General features: G+C 73.3%; 21 protein-coding genes and 1 tRNA gene. 12 read left to right on the forward strand and 10 right to left on the reverse strand.

Annotated elements, in window-relative coordinates; translation table 11 throughout:
- The first annotated feature begins 61 nt into the window (after positions 1 to 61).
- From D7D94_RS13870 to D7D94_RS13885, 4 genes are all read left to right on the forward strand, one after another.
- Positions 62 to 1,528 (forward strand): AlkA N-terminal domain-containing protein, encoded by a 1,467-nt coding sequence (locus D7D94_RS13870; protein WP_156243174.1) that lies wholly within the window; start codon positions 62 to 64, stop codon positions 1,526 to 1,528.
- Entirely contained in the window at positions 1,525 to 2,046 is a 522-nt protein-coding gene (locus tag D7D94_RS13875; RefSeq protein WP_156243175.1) for a methylated-DNA--[protein]-cysteine S-methyltransferase, read from the forward strand. The genes D7D94_RS13870 and D7D94_RS13875 overlap by 4 nt, the downstream gene beginning before the upstream one ends.
- Before the next feature lie 75 nt (positions 2,047 to 2,121).
- Positions 2,122 to 4,029 (forward strand): ABC transporter ATP-binding protein, encoded by a 1,908-nt coding sequence (locus D7D94_RS13880; protein ID WP_156243176.1) that lies wholly within the window; start codon positions 2,122 to 2,124, stop codon positions 4,027 to 4,029.
- Positions 4,026 to 5,840, forward strand: a complete 1,815-nt coding sequence (locus tag D7D94_RS13885) for an ABC transporter ATP-binding protein (protein ID WP_156243177.1) — start codon at positions 4,026 to 4,028, stop codon at positions 5,838 to 5,840. Before D7D94_RS13880 ends, D7D94_RS13885 begins: the two co-directional genes overlap by 4 nt.
- A gap of 4 nt (positions 5,841 to 5,844) precedes the next feature.
- Here the strand turns inward: D7D94_RS13885 and D7D94_RS13890 are convergent, their stop codons facing one another.
- Together D7D94_RS13890 and D7D94_RS13895 are read right to left on the reverse strand one after the other, a co-directional pair.
- Positions 5,845 to 6,297 (reverse strand): GNAT family N-acetyltransferase, encoded by a 453-nt coding sequence (locus D7D94_RS13890; protein ID WP_156243178.1) that lies wholly within the window; start codon positions 6,295 to 6,297, stop codon positions 5,845 to 5,847.
- A 20-nt stretch (positions 6,298 to 6,317) separates the two neighbouring features.
- Positions 6,318 to 7,766: a L,D-transpeptidase family protein gene (locus D7D94_RS13895; protein ID WP_156243179.1), complete on the reverse strand. Its 1,449-nt coding sequence runs from the start codon at positions 7,764 to 7,766 to the stop codon at positions 6,318 to 6,320.
- 233 nt (positions 7,767 to 7,999) lie between these two features.
- Between D7D94_RS13895 and D7D94_RS13900 the strand changes: the two genes are divergently transcribed.
- Positions 8,000 to 8,779, forward strand: a complete 780-nt coding sequence (locus D7D94_RS13900) for a glucosamine-6-phosphate deaminase (RefSeq protein WP_156243180.1) — start codon at positions 8,000 to 8,002, stop codon at positions 8,777 to 8,779.
- Positions 8,780 to 8,782: 3 nt separating this feature from the next.
- Here D7D94_RS13900 and D7D94_RS13905 read toward each other — a convergent pair whose 3' ends face one another.
- The 4 genes from D7D94_RS13905 to D7D94_RS13920 are packed head-to-tail and all read right to left on the reverse strand — an operon-like array spanning position 8,783 to position 11,263.
- The gene (locus D7D94_RS13905) at positions 8,783 to 10,144 is read right to left on the reverse strand and encodes an FAD-binding oxidoreductase (protein WP_156243181.1); all 1,362 of its coding nucleotides are present in this window, start codon (positions 10,142 to 10,144) and stop codon (positions 8,783 to 8,785) included.
- The gene (locus D7D94_RS13910) at positions 10,141 to 10,515 is read right to left on the reverse strand and encodes a YrdB family protein (RefSeq protein ID WP_156243182.1); all 375 of its coding nucleotides are present in this window, start codon (positions 10,513 to 10,515) and stop codon (positions 10,141 to 10,143) included. Before D7D94_RS13910 ends, D7D94_RS13905 begins: the two co-directional genes overlap by 4 nt.
- 44 nt (positions 10,516 to 10,559) lie before the next feature.
- Positions 10,560 to 11,015: a hypothetical protein gene (locus tag D7D94_RS13915; protein ID WP_156243183.1), complete on the reverse strand. Its 456-nt coding sequence runs from the start codon at positions 11,013 to 11,015 to the stop codon at positions 10,560 to 10,562.
- Entirely contained in the window at positions 11,015 to 11,263 is a 249-nt protein-coding gene (locus D7D94_RS13920; RefSeq protein WP_156243184.1) for a hypothetical protein, read from the reverse strand. Before D7D94_RS13920 ends, D7D94_RS13915 begins: the two co-directional genes overlap by 1 nt.
- A gap of 182 nt (positions 11,264 to 11,445) precedes the next feature.
- Here D7D94_RS13920 and D7D94_RS13925 point away from each other — a divergent pair, with 182 nt between their 5' ends.
- Positions 11,446 to 12,909: an SPFH domain-containing protein gene (locus tag D7D94_RS13925; RefSeq protein ID WP_156243185.1), complete on the forward strand. Its 1,464-nt coding sequence runs from the start codon at positions 11,446 to 11,448 to the stop codon at positions 12,907 to 12,909.
- 56 nt (positions 12,910 to 12,965) lie between these two features.
- Here D7D94_RS13925 and D7D94_RS13930 read toward each other — a convergent pair whose 3' ends face one another.
- A complete protein-coding gene (locus D7D94_RS13930) occupies positions 12,966 to 13,994 on the reverse strand; it encodes a fatty acid desaturase family protein (protein WP_156243186.1) in 1,029 nt (342 codons plus the stop codon).
- A gap of 297 nt (positions 13,995 to 14,291) precedes the next feature.
- Here D7D94_RS13930 and D7D94_RS13935 point away from each other — a divergent pair, with 297 nt between their 5' ends.
- From D7D94_RS13935 to D7D94_RS13955, 5 genes are all read left to right on the forward strand, one after another.
- The gene (locus D7D94_RS13935; protein WP_156243187.1) at positions 14,292 to 14,810 is read left to right on the forward strand and encodes an O-acetyl-ADP-ribose deacetylase; all 519 of its coding nucleotides are present in this window, start codon (positions 14,292 to 14,294) and stop codon (positions 14,808 to 14,810) included.
- A gap of 69 nt (positions 14,811 to 14,879) precedes the next feature.
- Positions 14,880 to 15,794: a phosphodiesterase gene (locus D7D94_RS13940; protein WP_156243188.1), complete on the forward strand. Its 915-nt coding sequence runs from the start codon at positions 14,880 to 14,882 to the stop codon at positions 15,792 to 15,794.
- A 57-nt stretch (positions 15,795 to 15,851) separates the two neighbouring features.
- Complete coding sequence (locus tag D7D94_RS13945) at positions 15,852 to 16,316, forward strand: hypothetical protein (protein WP_156243189.1); 465 nt, start codon at positions 15,852 to 15,854, stop codon at positions 16,314 to 16,316.
- Positions 16,313 to 17,197, forward strand: coding sequence for a GmrSD restriction endonuclease domain-containing protein (locus tag D7D94_RS13950; protein ID WP_246171812.1), 885 nt, complete (start codon positions 16,313 to 16,315; stop codon positions 17,195 to 17,197). Before D7D94_RS13945 ends, D7D94_RS13950 begins: the two co-directional genes overlap by 4 nt.
- A gap of 47 nt (positions 17,198 to 17,244) precedes the next feature.
- Positions 17,245 to 17,333, forward strand: a tRNA-Ser gene (locus D7D94_RS13955).
- A gap of 44 nt (positions 17,334 to 17,377) precedes the next feature.
- Here D7D94_RS13955 and glgA read toward each other — a convergent pair.
- Positions 17,378 to 18,565, reverse strand: coding sequence for a glycogen synthase (glgA, locus tag D7D94_RS13960; RefSeq protein ID WP_156243190.1), 1,188 nt, complete (start codon positions 18,563 to 18,565; stop codon positions 17,378 to 17,380).
- A 110-nt stretch (positions 18,566 to 18,675) separates the two neighbouring features.
- Here glgA and glgC point away from each other — a divergent pair, with 110 nt between their 5' ends.
- Positions 18,676 to 19,914, forward strand: coding sequence for a glucose-1-phosphate adenylyltransferase (gene glgC, locus D7D94_RS13965; RefSeq protein ID WP_156243191.1), 1,239 nt, complete (start codon positions 18,676 to 18,678; stop codon positions 19,912 to 19,914).
- A gap of 7 nt (positions 19,915 to 19,921) precedes the next feature.
- On the opposite strand, the gene D7D94_RS13970 is transcribed toward glgC, so the two are convergent.
- On the reverse strand, positions 19,922 to 22,144 hold the full coding sequence (locus tag D7D94_RS13970; protein WP_156243192.1) for a transglutaminase TgpA family protein: 2,223 nt from the start codon (positions 22,142 to 22,144) through the stop codon (positions 19,922 to 19,924).
- Positions 22,131 to 23,351, reverse strand: coding sequence for a DUF58 domain-containing protein (locus tag D7D94_RS13975; RefSeq protein ID WP_156243193.1), 1,221 nt, complete (start codon positions 23,349 to 23,351; stop codon positions 22,131 to 22,133). Before D7D94_RS13975 ends, D7D94_RS13970 begins: the two co-directional genes overlap by 14 nt.
- Position 23,352: the final 1 nt, after the last annotated feature.

The following is a 23,352-nucleotide window of genomic DNA, read 5'->3' on the forward strand; positions in this document are numbered from 1 at the left end:
CCTTCGCCGTGATGTCCGAAAACCGCCAGCCTCGACCGCGCGGAGGTGCGAGGCTGGGGGCATGACGACGAGCATGACCTTCGACGAGCGGTACCGCGCGATCTCCGCGCGTGACACCCGCTTCGACGGCCAGTTCGTCACCGCGGTGCGGACGACCGGCATCTACTGCCGCCCCAGCTGTCCCGCGCGCACGCCGAAGCCCGACAACGTGCGGTTCTTCGCCACGAGCGCCGCCGCGCACGAGGCGGGTTTCCGCGCGTGCAAGCGGTGCCTGCCGGAGGCGGCACCGGGATCACCGGAGTGGAACCTCCGCGGCGACGTCGTCGCGCGCGCCATGCGGCTCGTCGCCGACGGGGTCGTCGAGCGCGAGGGCGTCGCAGGCCTGGCCGCGCGCGTGGGGTACTCGTCGCGCCATCTCTCGCGGCTCCTCGCCGACGAGCTCGGAGCGGGCCCGCTCGCCCTCGCCCGTGCGCAGCGCGCCCACACCGCGCGCCTGCTGCTCGTCGGCACCGACCTCGCGGCCTCCGACGTCGCGCACTCCGCCGGCTTCGCGAGCGTGCGGCAGTTCAACGACACGGTGCGGGAGGTGTTCGGCCTCACGCCGACCGCGCTCCGCGCGAGCCGGCGCGGACACGCCTCCACCGCCGGCATCTCGCTCGCTCTGCCCGTGCGCGAGCCGTTCGACCACGTCGGGCTGTTCGACTGGATGGCCGTGCGCGCGCTTCCGGGGATGGAGGCGGGAGACGCCGTCTCGTTCGAGCGCGCCGTGCGCCTGCCCGGGGGAGCGGGGTGGTTCCGCCTGCGCTTCGACGGCCGGCTCCGGATGGACGCGCAGCTGCAGAGCCTGCCCGACCTCGCCGCCCTCGTCGCCCGCGTGCGGCGTCTGTTCGATCTCGACGCCGACCCGGTGGCCGTCGACGCCGCGCTCTCCGCGCACGAGGAGCTGCGGCCGCTCGTTTCCGCCGTGCCGGGCATGCGGCTTCCGGGAGCCGCCGATCCGCACGAGATGCTCATCCGCGCGATGGTCGGGCAGCAGATCTCGGTGGCCGGCGCGCGCACGCACCTCACGCGGCTCGTGGCCGACCTCGGCGAGGACGTCGAGCTCGACGGGCGCACGCTGCGGCTGTTCCCGACCATGACCGCCATCGCCGAGCACGGCGCCGAGGTGCTGCGCGGCCCTGCGGCGCGCATCCGCGCGATCGCAGGGGCGGCGGGAGCACTGGCCTCGGGAGAGCTCGCGCTGACGCCGGGAGACGACCCGATCGCTCAGCGCGAAGCGCTCCTCGCGCTGCCCGGCATCGGCCCATGGACCGCGGACTACGTGCGCATGCGCGTCCTCGGCGACCCCGACATCGTGCTCCCCGGCGACGTCGCGCTGCGGACGGGGGCGGCCGCGACCGGGCTGCCCGCCACGCCGAGCGAGCTGGTCGCCTGGGCCGCGAGGGCCGCGCCATGGCGGTCATATCTCTCCATGCACCTCTGGCGAGCCGCCCTCGCCGCCCGTCCCGTCAAGGAGGCCCGTTCATGACCGCCGTCGTCCAGACCCTCGACACCCCCGACGGCCCGTTCACGCTCGTCGCCGACCGCGACGGCGCCGTCCTCGCCTCCGGCTGGTCCGCCGACGCCGCTGCCGTCACCGCCCGCATCCCGACGGCGCTGCGCCCCGACGACGTCCGCGAGGGCGTCCTCGCCGCGGCCGACGCCGTGGCCGCGTACTACGACGGCGACGTGGACGCCATCCGCGCGGTCGCGGTGCGGCAGACGGGCACGCCCCTTCAGCTGGCGGGCTGGCGAGCGCTGCGCGACATCGAGCCGGGGGTGCCGCTGACCTACACGGCGTTCGCCGCCGCGCTCGGCGCGCCCCGCGCCATCCGCGCCGCCGCGTCGATCTGCGCACGCAACGCGCCCGCCCTGTTCGTGCCGTGTCACCGCGTGCTCCGCGGCGACGGGAGCCTCGGGGGCTTCGCGTGGGGAGCCGACGTCAAGCGCGCGCTGCTGGGACGGGAAAGCGTGAAAGCCTTTCCCGACGCTCCGCCGAGAGGATAGGCTGGCGGGCTGGCCCCCGTTCGGGTGCCGGAAAGCCTGCCACACGGATCCGTCGTCGGATCCGCCACGAGGATCATGTCGCGCCCCATCACGCCTGCCCACAGACGGTCGACCCTGCATTCGCTGCTGCGACTGCTCCCGTTCGCGAGACCCGTGCTGCCGCGCCTCGCGCTCGGCGGCCTCAGCGCCCTGACCGCCGCGGTCCTCGCGCTGCTCATCCCGATCGTGCTCGAGCGCGTGGTCGCCGGACCGATCGCCTCGGGCTCGGTGACCGCGATCGCATGGGGCGCCGTGGGCGTGCTCGCCCTCGGCCTCGCCGAGGCGGGCATGGTCTGGATGCGGCGCTGGCTCGTCCTCGGCCCCGCCACCACGGTGGAGTACGACGTGCGCACGCGGTTCTACAACCGCCTCCAGCGCCTGCCCATCGAGTTCCACGACCGGTGGCAGGGCGGTCAGCTGCTCAGCCGCATGATGCAGGACATCGGCGTCATCCGCCGGTGGATGGCCTTCGGCCTCATCATGCTCGTCGTCAACACGCTGACCGTCGTCATCGGCGCCGCGCTGCTGTTCCAGTGGCACTGGGCGCTCGCCGTGGTCTTCATCGTCTCGGGCGCGCCGATCTGGTACCAGGGCTTCCGCTTCGAGCAGACGTACGGTCTGCTCAGCCGGCAGAGCCAGGACCAGCAGGGCGACCTCGCCACGAGCGTCGAGGAGAGCGTGCACGGCATCCGCGTGCTGAAGGCGTTCGGCCGCGGCGGGCACGCGCTGCGCCGGTTCACGCGTCAGGCGGAGAATCTGCGTGACACCGAGATGCGGAAGGCCGGCGCGATCGCGCGCATCGACTTCTGGCTCGTCGCGATGCCGGAGCTCGCCTTCGCCGTCTCGCTCGTGATGGGCATCTGGCTGGCCTCCGTCGACCGCATCACGGTGTCGCAGCTGTTCGCGTACTTCGCCATGGCCACCGTGCTGCGGTGGCCGATGGAGTCGATCGGGTTCCTCTTCTCCTTCCTCCTCGACGCGCGCACGGCCGCCGACCGCGTCTTCGAGGTCTTCGACGCCGTGGACACGATCGCCGATCCCGAGCGGCCCGTCGCCCTCGCGCGGCCGCGCGGCGCCCTCGCCTTCGAGGACGTGCACTTCCGCTATCAGGACGCGGGGCCATCCGAACCCGACCTGCTGAACGGGATCGACCTCGCGCTGCGTCCGGGGGAGACGATGGCGCTGGTCGGGCTGACGGGCTCCGGGAAGACGACCCTCACCACGCTGCCCACGCGCCTCTACGACGTCACCGGCGGCCGCGTCACGCTCGACGGCGTCGACATCCGCGACCTGTCGCTCGTCGAGCTGCGGCGGCACATCGCGACCGCGTTCGAGGACGCCACGCTCTTCTCCGCGTCCGTCCGCGAGAACGTGCTGCTGGGGCGCGACGACCTCGACATCCGGTCGGAGGAGGCCGACCGGGTGCTGCAGGAGGCGCTCGGGGTGGCGCAGGCGGAGTTCGTCGCGAGCCTCCCGGATGGCGTGGAGACGATGATCGGCGAGGAGGGCATGAGCCTGTCGGGCGGCCAGCGGCAGCGCCTCGCGCTCGCCCGCGCGGTCGCGGCGCGGCCGACCGTGATCGTCATGGACGACCCGCTGTCGGCTCTCGACGTCGACACCGAGGAGCGGGTGCAGGTGGGCTTGCGCCGCGTCCTCGAGGGGACGACTGCTCTCATCGTCGCGCACCGGCCGTCGACGGTCGCGCTCGCGGATCGCGTGGCGCTCCTCGAGGGCGGACGCGTCGCGGCCGTCGGCACGCACACCGAGCTCATGGCGACCTCGCCGCACTACCGCGGCGTGATCTCCAGCTTCGAGCGGGAGGACTCCGAGGACAGCGCGCGGCGCATGGACCCGCAGCACGGCTTCGACGTGGTGACGGGCGCGATCCCGATCGTCTCCACCGGGGCGACCGCACACGACAGCGACGAGGAGACGAGCCGATGAGCAGCACCGTCCACGGGACCGCGGGCGAGGACCGCTCGGAGTTCACGCGCGAGGAGAGCCGCGCCATCCGCCGACGCTCGTGGCGCCTGCTGCTGTCGCTGCTCGCCCCGCTGAAGCGCCAGGTGGTGCTCGTCGCGGTGGTGGTCGTGGCGCAGACCGCGGTGCGGGTCATCGGGCCCGCCCTCATCGGCATCGGCATCGACCGGGCGCTGCCGTCCGTCCTCGAGCAGGCGGACTGGGGCCCGGCGTGGCTCGTCGGCGGCGCGTACGTCGTCACGGCGGTCGGGGGCGCCGCGCTCCTCGCCTGGTACGACCTGCTGGCGGCGCGGGTCACGCAGAACGTCCTGCTCGATCTGCGCACGCGCGTGTTCCGCCACACGCAGCGGCTGAGTCTGGAGTTCCACGAGACGTACACGTCGGGCCGCATCATCTCCCGTCAGACGAGCGACCTCGACACCATCCGCGAGCTGCTGAACGGCGGGCTGAACCAGCTCGTGCACGGCGTCCTCTACGGCCTGTTCACGTTCATCGCGCTCGCGCTCGTCGACTGGCGCTCGTCGCTGGTGCTGGTGGTCTCGTTCGTCCCGCTGGCGCTCCTCATGCGGTGGTTCTACGTCAACTCGCAGCGCGCGTACCGCGTCTCGCGCGTGGTGAGCGCCAAGCTCATCGTGAAGTTCGTCGAGACGATGACGGGCATCCGCGCGGGCAAGGCGTTCCGCACCGAGCCGCGCAACGAGCGCGAGTTCGGTGGGCTCGCGAAGGAGTACCGCGAGGTGAACATGCGGTCGATCCGCCTGTTCGGCACCTTCGAGCCCGGGCTGATGGCGATCTCGGCGTGCGCGATCGGCGCCGTCGTGCTCTGGGGCGGCGTGCGGGTCACCACCGGCGAGTTCACGGCCGGGCTGCTGCTGAGCGCCGTGCTCTACGTCCGCAACTTCTTCACGCCGCTGCAGGAGGTGGCGATGTTCCTCAACTCCTTCCAGGCGGCCTCCGCCGCGCTGGAGAAGGTGTCGGGGGTGCTGGAGGAGGAGCTCACGGTCGCCGAGCCGGACTCCCCGACGCCGCTTCCGCGCGCACGCGGGCACGTGCGCTTCGATGGCGTGTCGTTCGGATACGGCGGCGGGCGCACCATCCTGCCGGCGTTCGACCTCGACATCCCCGCCGGGCAGACCGTGGCGCTGGTGGGCACCACGGGCGCCGGCAAGTCCACGCTCGCGAAGCTGCTCTCCCGGTTCTACGACCCCACCGAGGGGCGTGTGACCCTCGACGGCGTCGACCTGCGCGAGCTCGAGGGGCGCGATCTCCGCCGCGCGATCGTCATGGTGACGCAGGAGGCGTACCTCTTCAGCGGCACCGTCGCCGACAACATCGCGCTCGGCCGGCCCGACGCGACCATGGACGAGATCACCGCGGCCGCGCGCGCGGTGGGCGCCGACGCGTTCATCCGCTCCCTGCCCGACGGCTACGACACCGACGTGAACAAGCGCGGCGGGCGCGTGTCGGCCGGGCAGCGGCAGCTCATCTCGTTCGCGCGCGCGTTCCTCGCCGACCCGGCCGTGCTCATCCTCGACGAGGCGACGGCGTCGCTCGACATCCCGTCGGAGCGCATGATCCAGAGCGCGCTGCAGACGCTGCTGTCGGACCGCACTGCGATCATCATCGCGCACCGGCTCTCGACGGTCGCGATCGCCGATCGCGTGCTGGTGATGGAGCACGGTCGCGTCATCGAGGACGATGCGCCCGACGCCCTCATCGCGGGAACCGGCAAGTTCGCGCAGCTGCACGCCGCGTGGAAGGGCTCCCTGGTGTGACCGGCTAGAGGCGGATCTCGGCGATGACCTCGCCGTACTCCGTCTCGCCCACGGGGGCGAACCCGACGCGGTGGAAGAACGCCTCGGGTCCGCCCTCGCCCGCCTCGTAGATGACGTTCAGGCGGTCGAACTCGCGATCGCGGGCCTCCGAGAGGAGTCCCGCCACGGCGAAGCGGCCCACACCGCGACCCTGGTCGTCGGCGTCGACGTTGATCCGCCACAGCACCGACTGGAAGTGCTCGGGCTTCGCCTCGCGGTCGAAGTTCGCGCTCACGAAGCCCACGACGTCCGACCCGTCCAGGACGACGCGCTGCCACGTCGTCTTGGGATTGAGGACGGAGGCGGCGATGCCGTACGAGACCGGCGCGAGGAACTGCTCCTGGCCGGGCTTGAGCGACAGATTGTTCACCTGGACGATGGTGTCGGCCGAGAGTTCGACGAGGCGCAGGTCGGTCATAGCGACAGGCTAGCGTGCGATCACGCGTGGACCCACACCTCGGTGCCGGTCTGCGCGAAGTAGTAGACGCGCTGCGCGGCGTCGATCGTCATGTTCACGCAACCGTGGCTCATCATGGCGCCGGGGCCGAAGTTGCTGTGCCAGTACGTGCCGTGGAAGCCCTGATCGCCGTTGAAGTACGTCACCCACGGGACGTCCTCCGTGCAGTAGCCGAACCCGTAGTCGCCGTTGCAGTCGCCCATGTCCTGCTGGGTGAGCTGGCCGTAGACCTTGAAGTGCCCCTCCTGGGTGTCGTGCCCGGGCTTGCCGAGCGCGATCGAGTAGGTGTCGACGACCTTGTCGTTCTCGTAGAGGGTGGTCGTGCCCGCGCTCTTGTCCACCTCGATGCGGCGGAAGAGGAGGGCGGTGTCGTACTCGACCTCCGTCACGGGCAGCTCGTAGGCAGCCTGGCCGGACGCCAGCTGCGCGGCGAAGCCGTCGGCGATGCCGTCGGTGGACTCGAGGGCGCGTCCGTTCTCGCCCTCCTGCACGGTCCGCAGGTGCTTGCCGTCGGAGTCCGTGACGATCTTCTCCTCGACGACCTCGCGATTCACGCGCTCGGGGAGCGACGCGACGGTGTCGGCGACGGCGGCCGCTGCCGCCCCCTCGTCGACGGTGACGGCGAGCTCGTCGCCGGTCGCATCGACCGTGATCCACTGCGCGGCCTCGGCGGGGTCGACGCCCACGACCTTCTCATCGCCCACGTAGAAGCCGGCGTCGGCGACGAGGGTGTTGAGGCTGTCGGCTTCGGCCTGCGCGTCGGCGGCCGTGATCGGCGCCTCGATGGCGGTGGTGCTGGCCTCGACGGTGACATCGCCGCCCTCGGCGAGCGCACGGGTGATGTCCGCGGCGAGGGCGTCGACGTCGATCCCCGAGCCGTCGCGGTCCTCGACGACGGCGTAGGAGCCGTCGGAGAACGCGATCTGCGCGTTCGTCGGGGCGGTGAAGAGCTCGGGCAGCTCGGCCTGGACCGCCTCGAGCGCGGTGTCGGCGTCGATCGAGACGTCCACGGGCACGGCGCCGGGGTTCCAGGCGCCGACGTTCCAGAGCGGATGGTCGCCGAACACGCGCTCGGCGGCCGCGTCGGCGTCGACGGATGCCCCGAGCTCGGCCCCGGTGAAGGTCGCGTCGCCCTCGGGGGAGGTGATCGTCACCTCGGTGTCGGAGATGCCGGTGGCGATCGCCTCGGTGGCGGCTCCCGCCGTGTGCCACCCGACGTCCGCGCCGGCGGCGACGACACCGGGGGCGATGAGGATCGCGGAGCAGGCCGCCGCTCCCGCGACGACGAGGCCCGCGGGGATCCCCAGCCAGAGTCCGAGACGCCGACGGCGAGGTGCCGGCTCGGCGGGCGCCCACTCGACGGGCGGGTTCGCGGCCTGATCGCCGGCGTCGTCGGCGCCCGGTGACGGCTTGGTCGCGAGATCGGTCATGTCTTACCCCCAGATGCCCGCCGCGGTGCGCGGCATGGTCCGGTTCTCATCGTAAGGGCGGACACCTTACCTCAACCCGTGCGGGAATCACGATGTGGGCACGATCGGGCAGACCCGCATATCGGTTGCGGGTGCAGGTGCGGGGTCCACGGCGCGGGTGAGAGGATCGGGGAGCCGACGGCGTCCATGCCCGCACCTCCGCGGCCCGCGCCGCGGTCGAAGGAGGCATTCGCATGGCAGAAGTCGTCATCGTCCCCGACGCCGCGCGCGCGGGAGCGATCGTCGCCGACGAGATCGTCGCCCTCATCCGCCGTCGCCCGGACGCCGTGCTCGGGCTCGCCACCGGATCCACGCCGCTGCCGGTGTACGAGGCGCTGCACGGGCGCATCGACGGCGTGGACGTCTCGCAGGTGCGCGGCTTCGCGCTGGACGAGTACGTGGGCCTGGATCCCGCGCACCCGGAGTCGTACCGCTCAGTCATCACCCGCGAGGTCGTCGAGCCGCTCGGGCTCGACCCCGACCGCATCCGCACCCCGGACGGATCCCTCGCGGGCATCGAGCACGCGGGCGAGGACTACGAGGCGGCCATCGAGGCGGCCGGCGGCGTGGACCTGCAGATCCTCGGGGTGGGCACGGATGGCCACATCGGCTTCAACGAGCCCGGCTCGTCGTTCGCCTCCCGCACCCGCGTGAAGACGCTCACCCGCCGCACCCGGGAGGACAATGCGCGCTTCTTCGACACCGTCGACGAGGTGCCCCGTCACTGCATCACGCAGGGGATCGGCACCATCCTGCGCGCGCGTCACCTCGTGCTGCTCGCGTTCGGGGAGGGGAAGGCGGCCGCCGTCGCCGGCGCCGTCGAGGGGCCGGTGACCGCGTCGCTCCCGGGCTCGGCCATCCAGCTGCACCCGCATGTGACCGTCGTCGTCGACGAGGCGGCCGCCTCGCGTCTCGAGCGCGCCGACTACTACCGCTTCGCGTGGGACAACAAGCCGGTGTGGCAGGGGATCTGACGCTCAGGGCGTGAAGACCTTGCCCGGGTTGAGGATGCCGCGCGGGTCGAACACGTGCGCGATGTCGCGCTGAAGCCGCCACTGGTCGTCGCCGAGCTCGTCGGCCAGCCAGCGGCGCTTCAGCACGCCCACGCCGTGCTCGCCGGTGAGCGTCCCGCCCAGCCGAAGGGCCGCGCGGAAGAGGTCGTCGGCCGCGGCCCAGACCCGCTCGGGCACCTCGGCGCCGTCGAACACGAAGTTCGGGTGCAGGTTGCCGTCGCCCGCGTGCGCGACCGTGGGGATGACGACGTCGTGCTCGCGGGCGACCCGCTCGATCTCGTCGAACATCTCCGCCATCCGGCTGCGGGGCACCGACACGTCCTCGATGAGCGCGGTGCCGAGGGTCTCCATCGCGGGATGCATCGCGCGTCGGAACGCGAGGAGCCGCTCGCCCTCCTCCGGATCGGCCGTGAGCGCGACCCGGCCGCCGGCCTCGCGCAGCACGCGCGCGATGGTGTCCGCCTCGGCAGCCGCAGCCGGACCATCCGTCTGGATCGTGAGCTGCGCGGCGCCGGCCGCGACGTCGGGGACCCGGAGGAGCGCGCTGATCGCCGCCACCGACGCGGCGTCGAGGAGCTCCATGATGGCCGGCTGCACGCCCGCGGCCGTGACGGCGGCGGACGCCGCGGCGGCCGAGCGCACGTCGGGGAAGAGCGCCGTGAGGGTGCACACCGCGCCCGCGACCCGACGGCGCAGCTTGAGGGTCGCGCCGACGACGACGCCGAGCGTCCCCTCCGACCCGATGAGGAGCGCGGTGAGGTCGAGGCCCGTGACGCCCTTCACGCTGCGGTGGCCGGTGCGGATGAGGCGTCCGTCGGCGAGGACGACGTCCAGGGCCAGCACCGCGTCGCGCACGACGCCGTACTTCGCGCAGAGGAGGCCGCCGGCGCCCGTGGCGATGTTGCCGCCGACGGTCGAGATCGCGCGGCTCGCGGGATCGGGCGCCCACCACAGGCCGTGCGGGGCGAGCGCCGCGTCGAGGTCGCCGTTGAGGATGCCCGGCTCGACGACCGCGAGGAGATCGTCGGGGGAGACCTCGAGGATGCGCGTCATGCGCCGCAGCGACAGGGCGATCTCGCCGGGGCCCGCGTTCGCGCCGCCCGCGAGTCCGGTGCCCGCCCCGCGGGTGACGACGGGGGTTCCGGTGGCGTGCGCGATGCGCAGCACGGTCTGCACGTCGGCGACGGACTCGGCGTGCACGACCGCGAGCGGGGCGCCCGCGGAGCGGAACCCCGATCGGTCGGCGCGCGCGGCCTCGACGGTCTCCGCTCCGGTGTCGACGCGCTCGCCGAGGGCCGCCCGGAGCCGCGCGAGCGCCTCGCTCATCCCAGGGCGCGTCGGTTGTGGAGGAGTCCCACGACGACGGCCACGACGCCGAAGCCGACGCCCGCCCACGGCAGGCCGAGGTCCCACAGCGCGATGGTGGCGGCGAGGAAGACGGCGAGCTCGACGATCGCCCGCACGAACGGGTGCACCGCGATGACGGCCTTGGGCGACACGAACAGCGCCCACGCGAGGATGGCGAGCACGGGCGCGCCGATCCCGACCACGATGTTCCACGGGGCGGCCCACGCGAGGAAGCCCCACACCGCCAGGGACGCGAGCGCCGCGAGCTCGGTGAGCAGACGCAGCACGTCGAGGACCGAGACGCGTCGAGGGGTCACACCGGGGGTCGCGGGCGCAGCGGAATCGGGCATGCCCCCAGTCTAGGTCGCCCGTTCCGCGCGCCCGCGGCCGGCGGTCAGGCGTCGGCGCCGGGCTCGGCCCCCCGCACGCTCGTGTCGGGCTCGACCATCGCCTGGCGGACGAGGGACTCCATGTCCTGGTCCTTCACGGGGATGCCCACGTCGCTCAGGCGCCGCTCGAGCATGCGCCGCACCTCGCCCTCCGGGATGCGCCGGGTCGAGAGGTCGGCCTGGACCTGGACGAGGATCCCCTGCAGGCGCGCGTCCTCGGTGGTGTCGTGCACGTCCTGCCGCGGCGCCGTCTGCAGCCCGTCGCGCGCCTCCGAGGTGACCGGCTCGACGCCCGCGATGTCGTTCTGCTCGCCCTCCTCGGGCGAGGCGGGCGCTGTGCCCTCGACGCCCACGAGATCGGCTGCCCCGCTGTCGGCGCCGCCGCGGCCGGCCGGCACCTCGCCGGAGTGCGCCTGGCGCTCGTCCATGCTGTCGTCGGGAGTGGTGCGATTCTCGTGCATCAGACGTTCTCCTCGCTCTCGGTGACGAAGACCTCTTCTTCGCCCGCGTATCCCTCATCGATCTCGCGCTCGTCGTCGGGCAGCACCGGATGGTCGGTGGCGGCCTCCGGAAGCGGCCCGCGGTCGTCCGCGAGGTCCGCGGGCTCCCGGTCGTCCTCGAGCGCATCGAGGTCCGCATCGGCCGGCACGTCGTGCGGCTGGATGGGGCGGACCGGGAAGTCGGGATCGGTTCCCTCCACGTGTGCCATGTCGTCCTCCTCGAGTCGGGATTCCAGGGTGCCGCGCCGCCGTGACCGTCGCCAGGGGTTGACAGTGCGCTCCGACCCGTCGATTCGCGCGCCGCGTCGGCCTCGATAGGGTGGCGGCGAGACCGCCAGCGTTCGACGCGCCCCGATCGGTGCGCCGCGGGCGGTCGTGAAGGGTGTCGTCCATGGAGGGATTCATCGCCGCGGCGGGAGGTGCGGGAGCGGTGGTCGCGATCGCGGTCGTCGCCGTCGTGCTCATCGTCGCCGCGCTCATCGGCACGCTGGTGCTGCGGGGCTGGTACAAGGTCGCACGGGCCGACGAGGCGCTCATCATCGTCGGCAAGAAGCAGAAGAGCAAGGACGGCACGCCCTCGAACGTGTCGGTCATCCGCGGCGGCGGCGCCGTGGTGAACCCGATCACGCAGCGGGCGGAGACGCTGTCGCTGCGCGCGCGGCAGATCATGGTGAAGCCCACCGCCCAGTCGATCCAGGGCGTGACGGTCGACGTCACCGGCGTCGCGCTGGTCAAGGTGGGATCCACGCCCGACGCGATCGCCAGCGCGGCCGAGCGGTTCGTGTCGCAGGACGACGCCATCGAGGTCTTCACCACCGAGCAGCTGGAGGGCGCGCTGCGCGGCGTCGTGGCCACGCTCACCGTCGAGCAGCTCATGCGCGACCGGCAGGAGCTGTCGGATCAGATCGCCGCGCTCATCAAGAGCGACCTCGAGGATCAGGGGCTCGTGCTCGACAGCTTCCAGATCCAGGGCATCACCGACCAGAACGGCTACATCGACGCACTGGGCGCGGAGGAGGTCTCCAAGGTCAAGCGCCAGGCGGAGATCGCGCGCATCGACGCCGAGCGCCAGATCAAGGCGCGCGAGATCGCCACGAGCGAGGAGACGCTCATCGAGCAGACCGCGTTCGACCGCAACTCGGCCGCGGCTGCGGCCGACGTTGGTCAGGCCCGCGCGGAGGCGGAGCAGGCGGAGGCGCTCGCCCGCGCCCGCGCCCAGCAGGGCGTGCTCATGCAGGAGGCGGAGAACAAGCAGGCCGAGCTGGACGCCGACGTGAAGCGCGTGGCCGACGCCGCGCTGTACGAGCGCCAGAAGCGCGCGGACGCCGACGCGTACGCGCGCGTGAAGGAGGCCGAGGCGGCCGCCCTCATCGCCGAGCAGGACGCGCGGGCCATCCGCATCAAGGCCGAGGCCGACGCCGAGGCCGTGCGGGTCGAGGGCGACGCGAAGGCGGCCGCCATCGAGGCGGAGGCCGCGGCGCTCGCGAAGAACCAGGACGCGTTCCTCGCGCAGCGCGCGCTCGATGCGCTCGTGCCGATGATGACGGAGTTCGCGAAGGGCTACGCGAACGTCGGCAGCGTCACCGTTCTCGCCGGCGGCGGCGCGGAGGGCGCGAGCACTCACCTCGCCGGGGAGACCGCCGCGGGCATGCGGTCGATGTTCGACAGCGTGCGCGCGGCGACGGGCGTCGACCTGTCGGCGGTCATCCAGGGCCACGCCGTCGGCCGCGGGATGGCCGCGGGCGCGCGTGTCGAGGAGACGGCGCCTGCGGCGCGCACCGAGGAGCCGGCCGCACCGCGCGTCACGGCTGCGGAGACGCAGGAGACCGTGGAGTCGGCAGGCGCGCCGTCCTGACGGATGCAGAAGACCCCTCGCCGCGATCGCGGCGAGGGGTCTTCTGCATCCCGGTCTCAAGCGGGGCGGTACTGCGAGGCCATCGGGCAGTCGAACGGATCGCGGGCGGCGAGCCCGACTCGGTTCAGATAGTCGATGACGATGCCGTACGAGCGCAGCAGGCTCGTCTCGGTGTAGGGCACGTCGTTGGTCGCGCAGAAGTCGCGCACGATCTCGCGCGCCTGCGCGAGGTGCGGGCGCGGCATGCTCGGGAACAGGTGGTGCTCGACCTGGTAGTTGAGCCCGCCCATGAGCCACGTCGCCCACCAGCCGCCGGCGATGTTGCGCGAGGTGCGCACCTGCTTGGAGAAGAAGTCCAGGCGGGCGTCGGGGGCGATCACCGGCATGCCCTTGTGGTTGGGGGCGAACGAGGCACCCATGTACACGCCGAAGACGGCCATCTGCACGCCGAGGAAGGCGAAGGCCATCCCGACCGGCAGCAGCAGGAACAGCGGCACGAGCAGCACGGCGAAGCGCGCGGCGATGATCGAGAGCTCGGTCCAACGGCCCTTGACGGGGCCGCGCGAGAGCAGGTGCGTGAGGCTGAGGCGGTGCAGGTTCAGGCCCTCGAGCGTGAGCAGGGGGAAGAACAGCCAGCCCTGGTGGCGGGTGATGAACCGGAGCGGGCCCCGGGCCTTCGCCGCGTCCTCCTCGAGGAACGACACGGTGTCCACCTCGATGTCGGGATCCTTGCCGACCCGGTTGGGGTTCGCGTGGTGACGGCTGTGCTTGGAGTCCCACCAGGAGTAGCTCATGCCGATGCTGCCGGCGAGGATGCGCGCGAGGCGGTCGTTGGCCGGGCCGCTCGTGAGGATCTGCCGGTGCGCGGCCTCGTGGGCGAGGAAGGCGACCTGCGTGAAGATCACGCCGAGCGCGGCGGCGATGAGCAGCTGGAACCAGCTGTCGCCGAGGAGGAGGAAGCCCGTGACCGCGCCGCCCAGGGCGACGAGGATGCCGGCGCCCACGAGAGCGTAGAAGACGTGCGCACGGCGGAGGAGGCCCGTCTCGCGCACGACCTGGGAGACCTGGGTGTATGCGCGGGCCATGGGGGGGAACGTCTCTGTTCCCGCATACGTCTGGCGCACAGCGCCGAGACGGGAGGTGACGGGTGCGGTCTGGGTGTGGGGAATCGACTTCTCCTGTCGATCGGAGCCTGCGGCCGTGGAAGCCAAAGGCGGACGCCGATCGCTGCTCTCACCGTAGCGGCGTGCGTATGCGAAGGACGGTATACGGATGGGGCTGCCAGGCTACGGTCCGGCGATACCCAGGCGGCGGGGGTCGACACGGGGGTGCGCGCGGGGGCATGCTGGTGCGGAATGCGCCCGCGACGGGAGGAGCAGCGCATGGCGAGTCCGGTCATCACCGCCGTCCACGGCGACATCACGGCCCAGGACGTGGACGCGATCGTCAATGCCGCCAACCGCGCCATGCGGGGCGGGGGCGGCGTCGACGGCGCCATCCACCGGGCCGGCGGGCCGGAGATCCTGCGGGACTGCATCGCGCGCTTCCCGCACGGGCTCGCCACGGGAGACGCGGGCTGGACGACGGCGGGTCGGCTGCCCGCGCGCTGGGTCGTGCACACGGTCGGGCCCAACCACGCCGCCGGCGAGCGCGATCGGGCGCTCCTGGAGTCCTGCTACCGGCGCAGTCTGGCGGTCGCCGACGAGCTCGGCGCGCGGACGATCGCGTTCCCGCTCATCAGCGCGGGCATCTACGGATGGCCGAGGGCCGATGCCATCGCCGCCGCGATCGAGACGATCGCCGCCGCCGACACGGGGGTCGAGGAGGCGCGCATCGTCGCGTTCGGCGCCGACGCGCTCGCGGAGGTGCGCGCGGCGCTCGCCGCGTTCTTGGGCGACTGACCCCGGCCGTTCACCCGGGCGTCGGCCGCCGTGCACGCGGCCGTCACCGCGGTGCGCGACGGTCGAGGCATGAGCACCCGGATGGCCGAACACCCGCTGCCCGACCATGTCCTCGTGCACATCTCCGACACCCACCTCGTGCCGCCCGGGGAGCGCCTCTACGGCGCGGTGGAAGCCGGGGAGCGCCTGCACGACCTCCTGCGCTCGCTTGCGACCATGGCCATCCGCCCCGACGCCCTCGTCTTCACGGGCGACCTCGCCGACCGCGGCGATGCGGCGGCGTACCGGCAGCTGCGCGAGATCGCCGAGGAGGCCGCGGCGCGCCTGGGATCTCGCATCGTGTGGGTGATGGGCAACCACGACGACCGCGCCACCATGCGCCGTGAGCTCCTCGACGCCGCGCCGACGACCGAGCCGTACGACCGCGTGGCGTGGGTGGACGGGCTGCGGCTCGTGGTGCTCGATTCGACCGTGCCGGGCGCCGCGCACGGCGAACTCGACCCGGCGCAGCTGGAGTGGCTGGCGGGCGTGCTGGAGACGCCGGCGCCGGAGGGCACGATCATCGCCATGCACCACCCGCCGGTGCCCTGCGTGCAGGACCTCGCCGTGACGGTGGAGCTCCGCGACCAGCGCGCGTTCGGCGACGTCGTCCGCGGAACCGACGTGCGGGCCATCCTCGCCGGTCACCTGCACTACAGCACCACGGCCGTGTTCGAGGGGATCCCGGTGTCGGTCGCGTCCTCCACCTGCTACACCCAGGACCTCTTCACGCCGGGCCGCGGCACGCGCGGCCGCGACGCCGCGCAGAGTCTCAACCTCGTGCACGTCTACGAGCGGACGATCCTGCACACCGTCGTCCCCGCCGCGGGCGGCGAGACGGTCGGGGCGTTCGTCGACGCGGAGCGGACCGCGCGCGTGCTGCGCGAGGAGGGGATCGTCATCCCGCGCTCGCCGCAGCCGCGGGCGCGGGCCGCGCTCCGCTGACGGGTTCGTGGCGAGCGGACGACAGGGGTACCGTCGAGGGGTGGCAGGGAGCGCATCGTGACGGAGTCGCCGGAATCCAGCATCGACCAGGGGCGCGAGGGCCGGCCGAAGCGCTACGCCTCGCTCGACGAGGCGCTGCAGCGGCACGGCGTGCCGCCCGAGAACCAGGCCGTCGTCCGGCGCATCGCGGAGAACGCCGACGTCACCGGCTACGTCGGCTACCGCACGTACTTCAAGCTCGAGCGGCGCGGGAGCGCCGCGCTCGAGGTGCACGCGGGGTACACGAACGGGTTCCGCTCCGAGGCCGACGCGCAGCGCCTGGCGGGGGAGCTCGAGCGGTGGCCCAGCCGCCGCTTCCACGGCGCCTGGGGTGTCACGCACCCGGTCGCGCGGCCGCTGCCGACCGTCGCGCCTCGGCGGGAGAGCACGCGCAGGCCGGCCGCTCCCGAGCGCGTCGCGGCGGTCTGCCCGACCTGCTTCATGGAGATGCCGCTGACGGGCGTCTGCCCGAACTGCGGGTGAGCGCGCGGCGGCTGCCGCTCCTCGCGCTCGTCGTCGGCCTCGTCCTCGCGGCGTCGGCGATGCTCGCCGCGCTCGCCGGCGGCGGTGCGGATGGCGGCAGTGCGGCGGGCGGCGTCGCGGATGACGGGGGTGCGGCGGGCGGCGGCGTGGCGGTCGACGACGCGACGGCCGCGGAGGTGCTGGCGACGCTTCCCGTGAAGGGCAGCGCGCCCGGCACCGGCTACGACCGTGTGGGCGACTTCGGCGAGTCCTGGCTCGACGTCGACGGCAACGGGTGCGGCACGCGCGACGACATCCTGCGACGGGATCTCGCCGACGCGGTGACGGACGACGGCTGCGTGGTGCGGGCGGGGGAGCTGGACGACCCGTACACCGGGCGGACGATCGCGTTCGAGCGCGGCGTCGACACGTCGCACCTCGTGCAGATCGACCACGTCGTGGCGCTGAAGGACGCGTGGCGCACCGGCGCGCAGCGGCTGAGCGCCGAGCGGCGCGTCGCGCTCGCGAACGACCCGTTGAACCTGCTGGCCGTCGACGGCTCCACCAACGCGCAGAAGGGCGCGGGGAACGCCGCCACGTGGCTGCCGCCGCACAAGGCGTTCCGCTGCGCCTACGTGGCGCGGCAGATCTCGGTGAAGGCGGCCTACGGGCTGTGGGTGGTTCCCGCCGAGAAGGACGCCATGGCGCGCGTGCTCGACGCGTGCCCCGACGAGCCCGCCCTCGCCGCGTCCGCCGCTCCGCCGTCGACGGCGACCGGGCCATCCGCCCCGTACGAGAACTGCGCGGCCGCGCGAGCGGACGGCGCGGCTCCCGTGCGGCGCGGCGACGACGGCTACGGGCCGCACCTCGACCGCGATGGCGACGGCGTGGCCTGCGAGTAGAGCGCGCGTGACGAGGCGGCGTTCACCCCGTGATAAAGTCTTCCCCTGGAAGCGTGTCCGAGCGGCCTAAGGAGCTTGGCTGGAATCCAAGTATGCGGGGTAACTCGCATCGCAGGTTCAAATCCTGTCGCTTCCGCCGATGAGGTCCCGTCCGGTTCTGCCGGACGGGACCTCTCTCATTCAGGCGCCTCGCACCTCGGCGTACAGCGCACGGGTGCGGTCGGCGATCGCGCCCCACGAGAACTCGCGCTCGGCGCGCTCGCGGCCGGCGGCTCCCAGCGCGCGGGCGCGCTCGGGGTCCGACACCATCTCGGTGAGCGCCGCGGCGAGATCCGCCACGAAGCGGTCGGGGTCGAGCGGGGTGCCGGTGCCGTCGTCCATCTGCTCGATCGGGACGATCGTGCCGGTGACGCCGTCGGCGACGACCTCGGGGATGCCCCCGGTGCGCGTGCCGACGACCGGCGCGCCGCACGCCATCGCCTCGAGGTTCACGATGCCGAGCGGCTCGTACACCGACGGGCACACGAACGTCGTCGCCGCGCTCAGCAGAGCGCAGAGCTCGGCGCGCGGGAGGTGGCGGTCGATCCAGACGACGCCGTCGCGCTCGCCGCGCAGCTCGGCGACGAGTCCCTCGACCTCGGCCATGATCTCGGGGGTGTCGGGAGCGCCCGCGCACAGCACGAGCTGCACCTCCGGCGGCAGCGAGCGCGCGGCGCGCAGCAGGTACGGCAGGCCCTTCTGACGCGTGATGCGGCCGACGAACACGACCGACGGCCGGTCGGGGTCCACGCCGAGCGCGCGCACGGCGTCGGCATCGTCCACGCGCTGCCAGCCGTCGAGGTCGATGCCGTTGTAGACGACCTTCACGCGGTCGGGCTCGAGCTCCGGGTACACGCGCAGCAGATCGCGGCGCATGCCCTCGCTGACCGCCACGACGGCGTCGGCCGACGTGAGCGCCTCGCGCTCGATCCAGCTCGAGAGGCGGTAGCCGCCACCGAGCTGCTCGGCCTTCCACGGTCGCAGCGGCTCGAGACTGTGCGCGGTGGCCACGTGCGGGATGCCATGCAGCAGCTTCGCGACGTGGCCGCCGAAGTTCGCGTACCAGGTGTGGGAGTGGACGAGGTCGGCGCCGGCGACATCGCGGGCGATCGCGAGATCGGTGCCCATCGTCTGCAGGGCGCCGTTGGCGCCGGCCAGCTCGGCGAGCGAGCCGTACGAGAAGACGCCCTCCTCGTCGCGGGGAGCGCCGAAGGCGCGGACCACGACGTCGATGTCCCGGCGCAGCGCCTTCACGAGCTCGGCGACATGGACACCGGCACCGCCGTAGACCTCGGGCGGGTATTCGCGGGAGAGGAGATCGACTCGCATGCAGTCAACCTAGCGCTCGGAGGGGGCACGTGGTGGAGATCGACACTTGCACATTTCGCCACGCAACGCGAGGTCTGCTTTTCTCCTTCGGACATCACTATGGTGAGGCCATGTCTAAGTACTTCGGCATCGTGCTCGCAGGCGGAGAAGGCAAGCGCCTCATGCCCCTCACCGAGGACCGCGCGAAGCCGGCGGTGCCGTTCGGCGGCCAGTACCGGCTCATCGACTTCGCGCTGTCCAACCTCGTGAACTCGGGCCTGCGCCAGATCGTCGTCCTCACGCAGTACAAGTCCCACAGCCTCGACCGGCACATCTCGCAGGTGTGGCGCATGAACGGCATCCTCGGCTCGTACATCACCTCGGTGCCCGCGCAGCAGCGCCTCGGAAAGCGCTGGTATCAGGGCTCGGCCGACGCCATCCTGCAGAGCCTGAACCTCATCTACGACGAGCGCCCCGACTACATCGTCGTGGTCGGCGCCGACCACGTGTACCGCATGGACTTCGACCAGATGATCGACGCGCACATCGCCTCCGGAGCCGATGCCACGGTCGCGGCCATCCGCCAGCCGATCTCGCTCGCCGACCAGTTCGGCGTCATCGACATCGATCCCGAGCAGCCCACGCGCATCCGCGAGTTCCTGGAGAAGCCCAAGGCCCCGGAGGGGCTGCCGGACTCCCCGAACGAGGTGCTCGCCTCCATGGGCAACTACGTCTTCACCACCCAGGCCCTCATCGACGAGGTGCGGCGTGACGAGGACCGCCCGGGGTCGAACCACGACATGGGCGGCGACATCATCCCCGCGTTCGTCGAGCGCGGCACCGCCGGCGTCTACGACATGAAGCTCAACACGGTGCCCGGCGCATCGGCGCGCGACCGATACTACTGGCGCGACGTGGGCACGATCGACTCCTACTTCGAGGCGCACCAGGACCTCATCTCGGTGCTGCCGGTGTTCAACCTGTACAACCAGGAGTGGCCGATCTTCACGCAGCAGGTCAACATGCCGCCGGCGAAGTTCGCCCGCGACGCACGCGGCACGCTGAGCACCGTGATCGACTCGATCGTCGCCGGCGGCAGCGTCATCTCGGGCGCGCACATCGAGCGCAGCGTGCTCGGCGCGAACGGCATCGTCGAGTCCGGCGCCCACGTGAGCGACTCGATCGTGTTCGACAACGCGCGGATCAAGCCGGGCGCGACCGTGCGCCGGGCCATCCTCGACAAGAACGTCGTCGTGGAGGCCGGGGCCTCGGTCGGCCTCTCGCGCGAGGCCGATGCCGCCCGCGGCTACGTCATCACGCCGAGCGGCATCACGCTGGTCGGGAAGGGCACCGTCGTCAAGGCCCCCTGAGCCCGTCTCAGACGAGCTCGTCGACGGACGGCCGGACGACGAGCGATCGGGGAGCGGCCGCGGCCCGCAGTCGATCGGCCGGCCGGGGCAGGATGGCGCGGCGCGCGGCCCGGAGCGCATCGGCCGTCGCGGACGCGGGCAGGTCATCGCCCTCCCTGGCGTACGCCGCGCGTTCGACCGCGCCGACCAGCAGGGCGACCTGCGGCGCCGGCGCACCGGCCTCCGCGACGAGACGCGCGCCCAGCGCGCGGGGCGACTCGCTCGCGCTGACGTCGTATCCGGCGTCGATCGCGGTGTCCACCAGCTCGCGCCAGGCGGCCTCGGCGCGGCGGCCGTCCGGAGCGCGGAGGCGCCCGCGCCGTCGCCCGACCCGCACGAGGAACGGCACGAGCAGGGCGAGCACGAGGGCGGTGGCGACGCCGAGCGCGGTCGAAGCCCCTCCGCTCCCGCGCGCGCCTCCGGCCGAGCTCGCGTCGGCCGCGTCGGCTCCGGGAGCGGCGGTCGCCGTCGTCGTCGGGGTCGGCCGCGGCGTGGCCCAGCGCCCTTCGAGCTCGTCCGTCGGCGTCTGCGCGCCGGTGGGCGTCTCCGGCAGGAAGTTCGTCGGCACCCCGAGCGAGGCGGTGGGGTCGAACGCGACCCAGCCGATGCCGTCGAGGTGCGCCTCGGGCCAGGAGTGTAGCTGACCGCTCGTGACCGAGTAGGTCATCGTGCCGTCGGCGCCCGGCTGGCCCGTCGACGTGCCGGGGAGGTATCCCACCACGACGCGGGTGGGGATGCCCAGCGTGCGCGCCATGACGGCGAAGGCCGACGCGAAGTGCACGCAGTAGCCGGCCCGCTCGTCGAGGAATCGCGCGATCGCCTCCACGCCCGACCCGTCGAAGCCCTCCTCGACGGGTGCGTTCAGGGAGTAGCGGAACGCGCCGCCGCGGAACCAGCCCTGCAGGGCGCGCAGCTGGTCGTACGGGCTCTCGGCGCTCTCGGTCACCTCGGCGGCCAGCTCCGGAATGACGGCGGGCAGCGCGGGCAGCTCGAGCGCCTGCGCGGGTGCGCCCTCGCCGCCGACCGTGGCCTGCTGGGCCTCCTCGCGCGTGGGCGCCGGGCGCTCCCACGACACCGTGTACTGCGCGTCGAGGGAGGTGGCCGAGTTCGTGACGAGGGTGCGGTTCGCGGTGAGCAGCGACCACGCCTCGTCGACGCCCTCGAGCTCCACCGCCGCGTAGGGCAGGGGGAGGTACGAGCCGGCGAGCTTGGTGACGTCGATCCGCGCGGTGCCCGCCACGCGCTCGGCCGAGCTGCGCTCGAGCGGGGGGAGGCCGGCGGCCACCGAGGTCAGCGCGCCGGTGTCGGGGGTCCAGACCTCTCCGTCGAACGACGACAGGGTCGCCACGCGCAGGTACGGCGCGGAGCCCGCGTCGGTCGTGACCCGCAGCACCTCGGTCTCCGCGGGCTGGCGCAGGCTCGCGCCGAGGTCGAGATCGGCGTCGATGGTGGTGGTCGGGCCGATGCCCGTGCCCGCCTTGGCGACCGGCTGGGGGAGGAACGGGGGGATGGCCAGGGCCGCGACGACCGCGACGACGCCGACGACCGCGGCGACCGCCGAGGCCGAGGCCGCGTGCGCGAGCCCGTCCCGGGGGTCGCGCGCCCGGGTGTCCGCCCGCAGGAGGAGCAGGATCGCCACCGCCAGCGGCACGAAGTAGACGACATCCACCCGCTGGGGCACGACGAGCGACGGGATGAGCGCCACGGCGATGAGCCCGGTGGCGGCCAGGAGCGGCAGGCGCGCGGTGAGGGCGACGTGCGCCATGGCGATCGCGAGGAGCCCGATCGCCGCGGTGATGGTCCATGACAGCGCGGGAGTGGGCCGCACCGGCGCGACGCCGCGCAGCAGCTCGTCGACCACCGCGCTCAGCATGGCGCGCACGGCGGGGACGGTGTCGAGGGAGGGGACGACGACGAGCCGCGGGATGGCGGCCGGCAGCACCACGGTCACGGCGACGAGCCAGGCCGCCGCTTCGGCCAGGATCGGCCAGGAGAGCCGCGCACTGCGTCGCACCGCCCAGCCCGCCGCCGTGACGACCGCGACGACGAGCACGGTCTGCGGCAGCCACGAGGGCAGGACGACGCGCGAGATAGGCAGGGCGGCGGCGAGCACGGCGACCGCCGTCCACAGCGCCAGCCCGGGATCGCCGCTCGCACGTCCTCGGGCGGCAGCGCCCTCAGCGGCCGACATGGGTCGCCTCCGTGCCGCGCAGCCACGTGTCCTCGACGTCGTCCCCGAGAGCCGCGACCCGCCATCCGGCCCGCCGCGCCTCGGCGAGCGCGTCGAGGCGCGGGTCGGCGGCGAACAGCAGCGGCAGCGCGCCGCGATGGCCGAGCCGGGCGAGGACCGGGGCGTCGTCGCCCTCCAGGCGCCCGGCGATCACGATGAGCGGGCCCACGGTCCTGCCGACGAGCGCGCGATCCAGGTGCGGCAGGGTGTCGGCCGAGCGGGTGCCGAGGGTCGCGAACGCACGCGCGAGCTGGTCGCGCTCGTCCGCGCCCGGCGCTGCGGCGAGCGCGGCCAGCGCCAGGCCGTCTCCGTCCACGACCTCGACGACGTAGCCGTCGTTCGCGAGCCGCCACGCGATCGACACGCACAGCGACACGGCGACCTCGAAGGCGGGGTCGCCGCCGGGCGCCGCGGCCGCGGCCGCCCACCGGGAGGTGCCGCGGTCCAGCACGACGAGCGCCTGCGGGGAGGACTCCTGCTCCTCCTCGCGCACCATGAGTTCGCCGAGCCGCGCGGAGGCGCGCCAGTGGACGCGGCGCATCGAGTCGCCGGGGGCGTACGGGCGGGGGATGAGGTTGTCCGCTCCCTGCCCGCGCCGCTCGGCGGTCGCGAGCGCGACCCCCGCATCGCCGCCCACGCGGCTCAGCGAGGCGAGCGGGGCGACCCGCGGCGTGACGGTGACGGGGGTGGCGCCGCCCAGGCGCCGGGTGCGGCGCGCGAGGCCGAACGGGTCGTGCTCGACGACGGTGAGGGGGCCGAGGGTCCAGGGCCCGCGTCGCAGCCCGGTGACCGTGTACCCGAGCTCGAGCGTCTCGCGCATGCCGGGGGTGAGCGAGGCGGGCAGAGATCCCGACGCGGTGCCGATGAGGCCCGCCGGCACGACGTCGGTCCACGTGCCGCCCGGCGTCGGCAGGGGCGAGCGGCCGGAGATCCGCAGCGACACCGCGCACTCCTCGCCGACGGCCACCGCCTCCGGTCGCAGGGTCCGCAGGACGCGGGCGGGGCTCCGTCGCAGGTAGAGCGAGAGCAGACACGCGACGGCGAGTGACACCAGGAGCACGCCGAACGCCAGCGCCTCCGGGGAGCCCGCGGCGTGGGCGCCCGCGCACAGTGCGAGACCGAGAGCCAGCGCTCCCGCTCCGCGCGAGGTGAGGGGTCCCCGGCGCATG

It is taken from the genome of Microbacterium oryzae (assembly GCF_009735645.1).
In the GTDB taxonomy this organism is placed as follows: Bacteria; Actinomycetota; Actinomycetes; order Actinomycetales; family Microbacteriaceae; genus Microbacterium; species Microbacterium oryzae.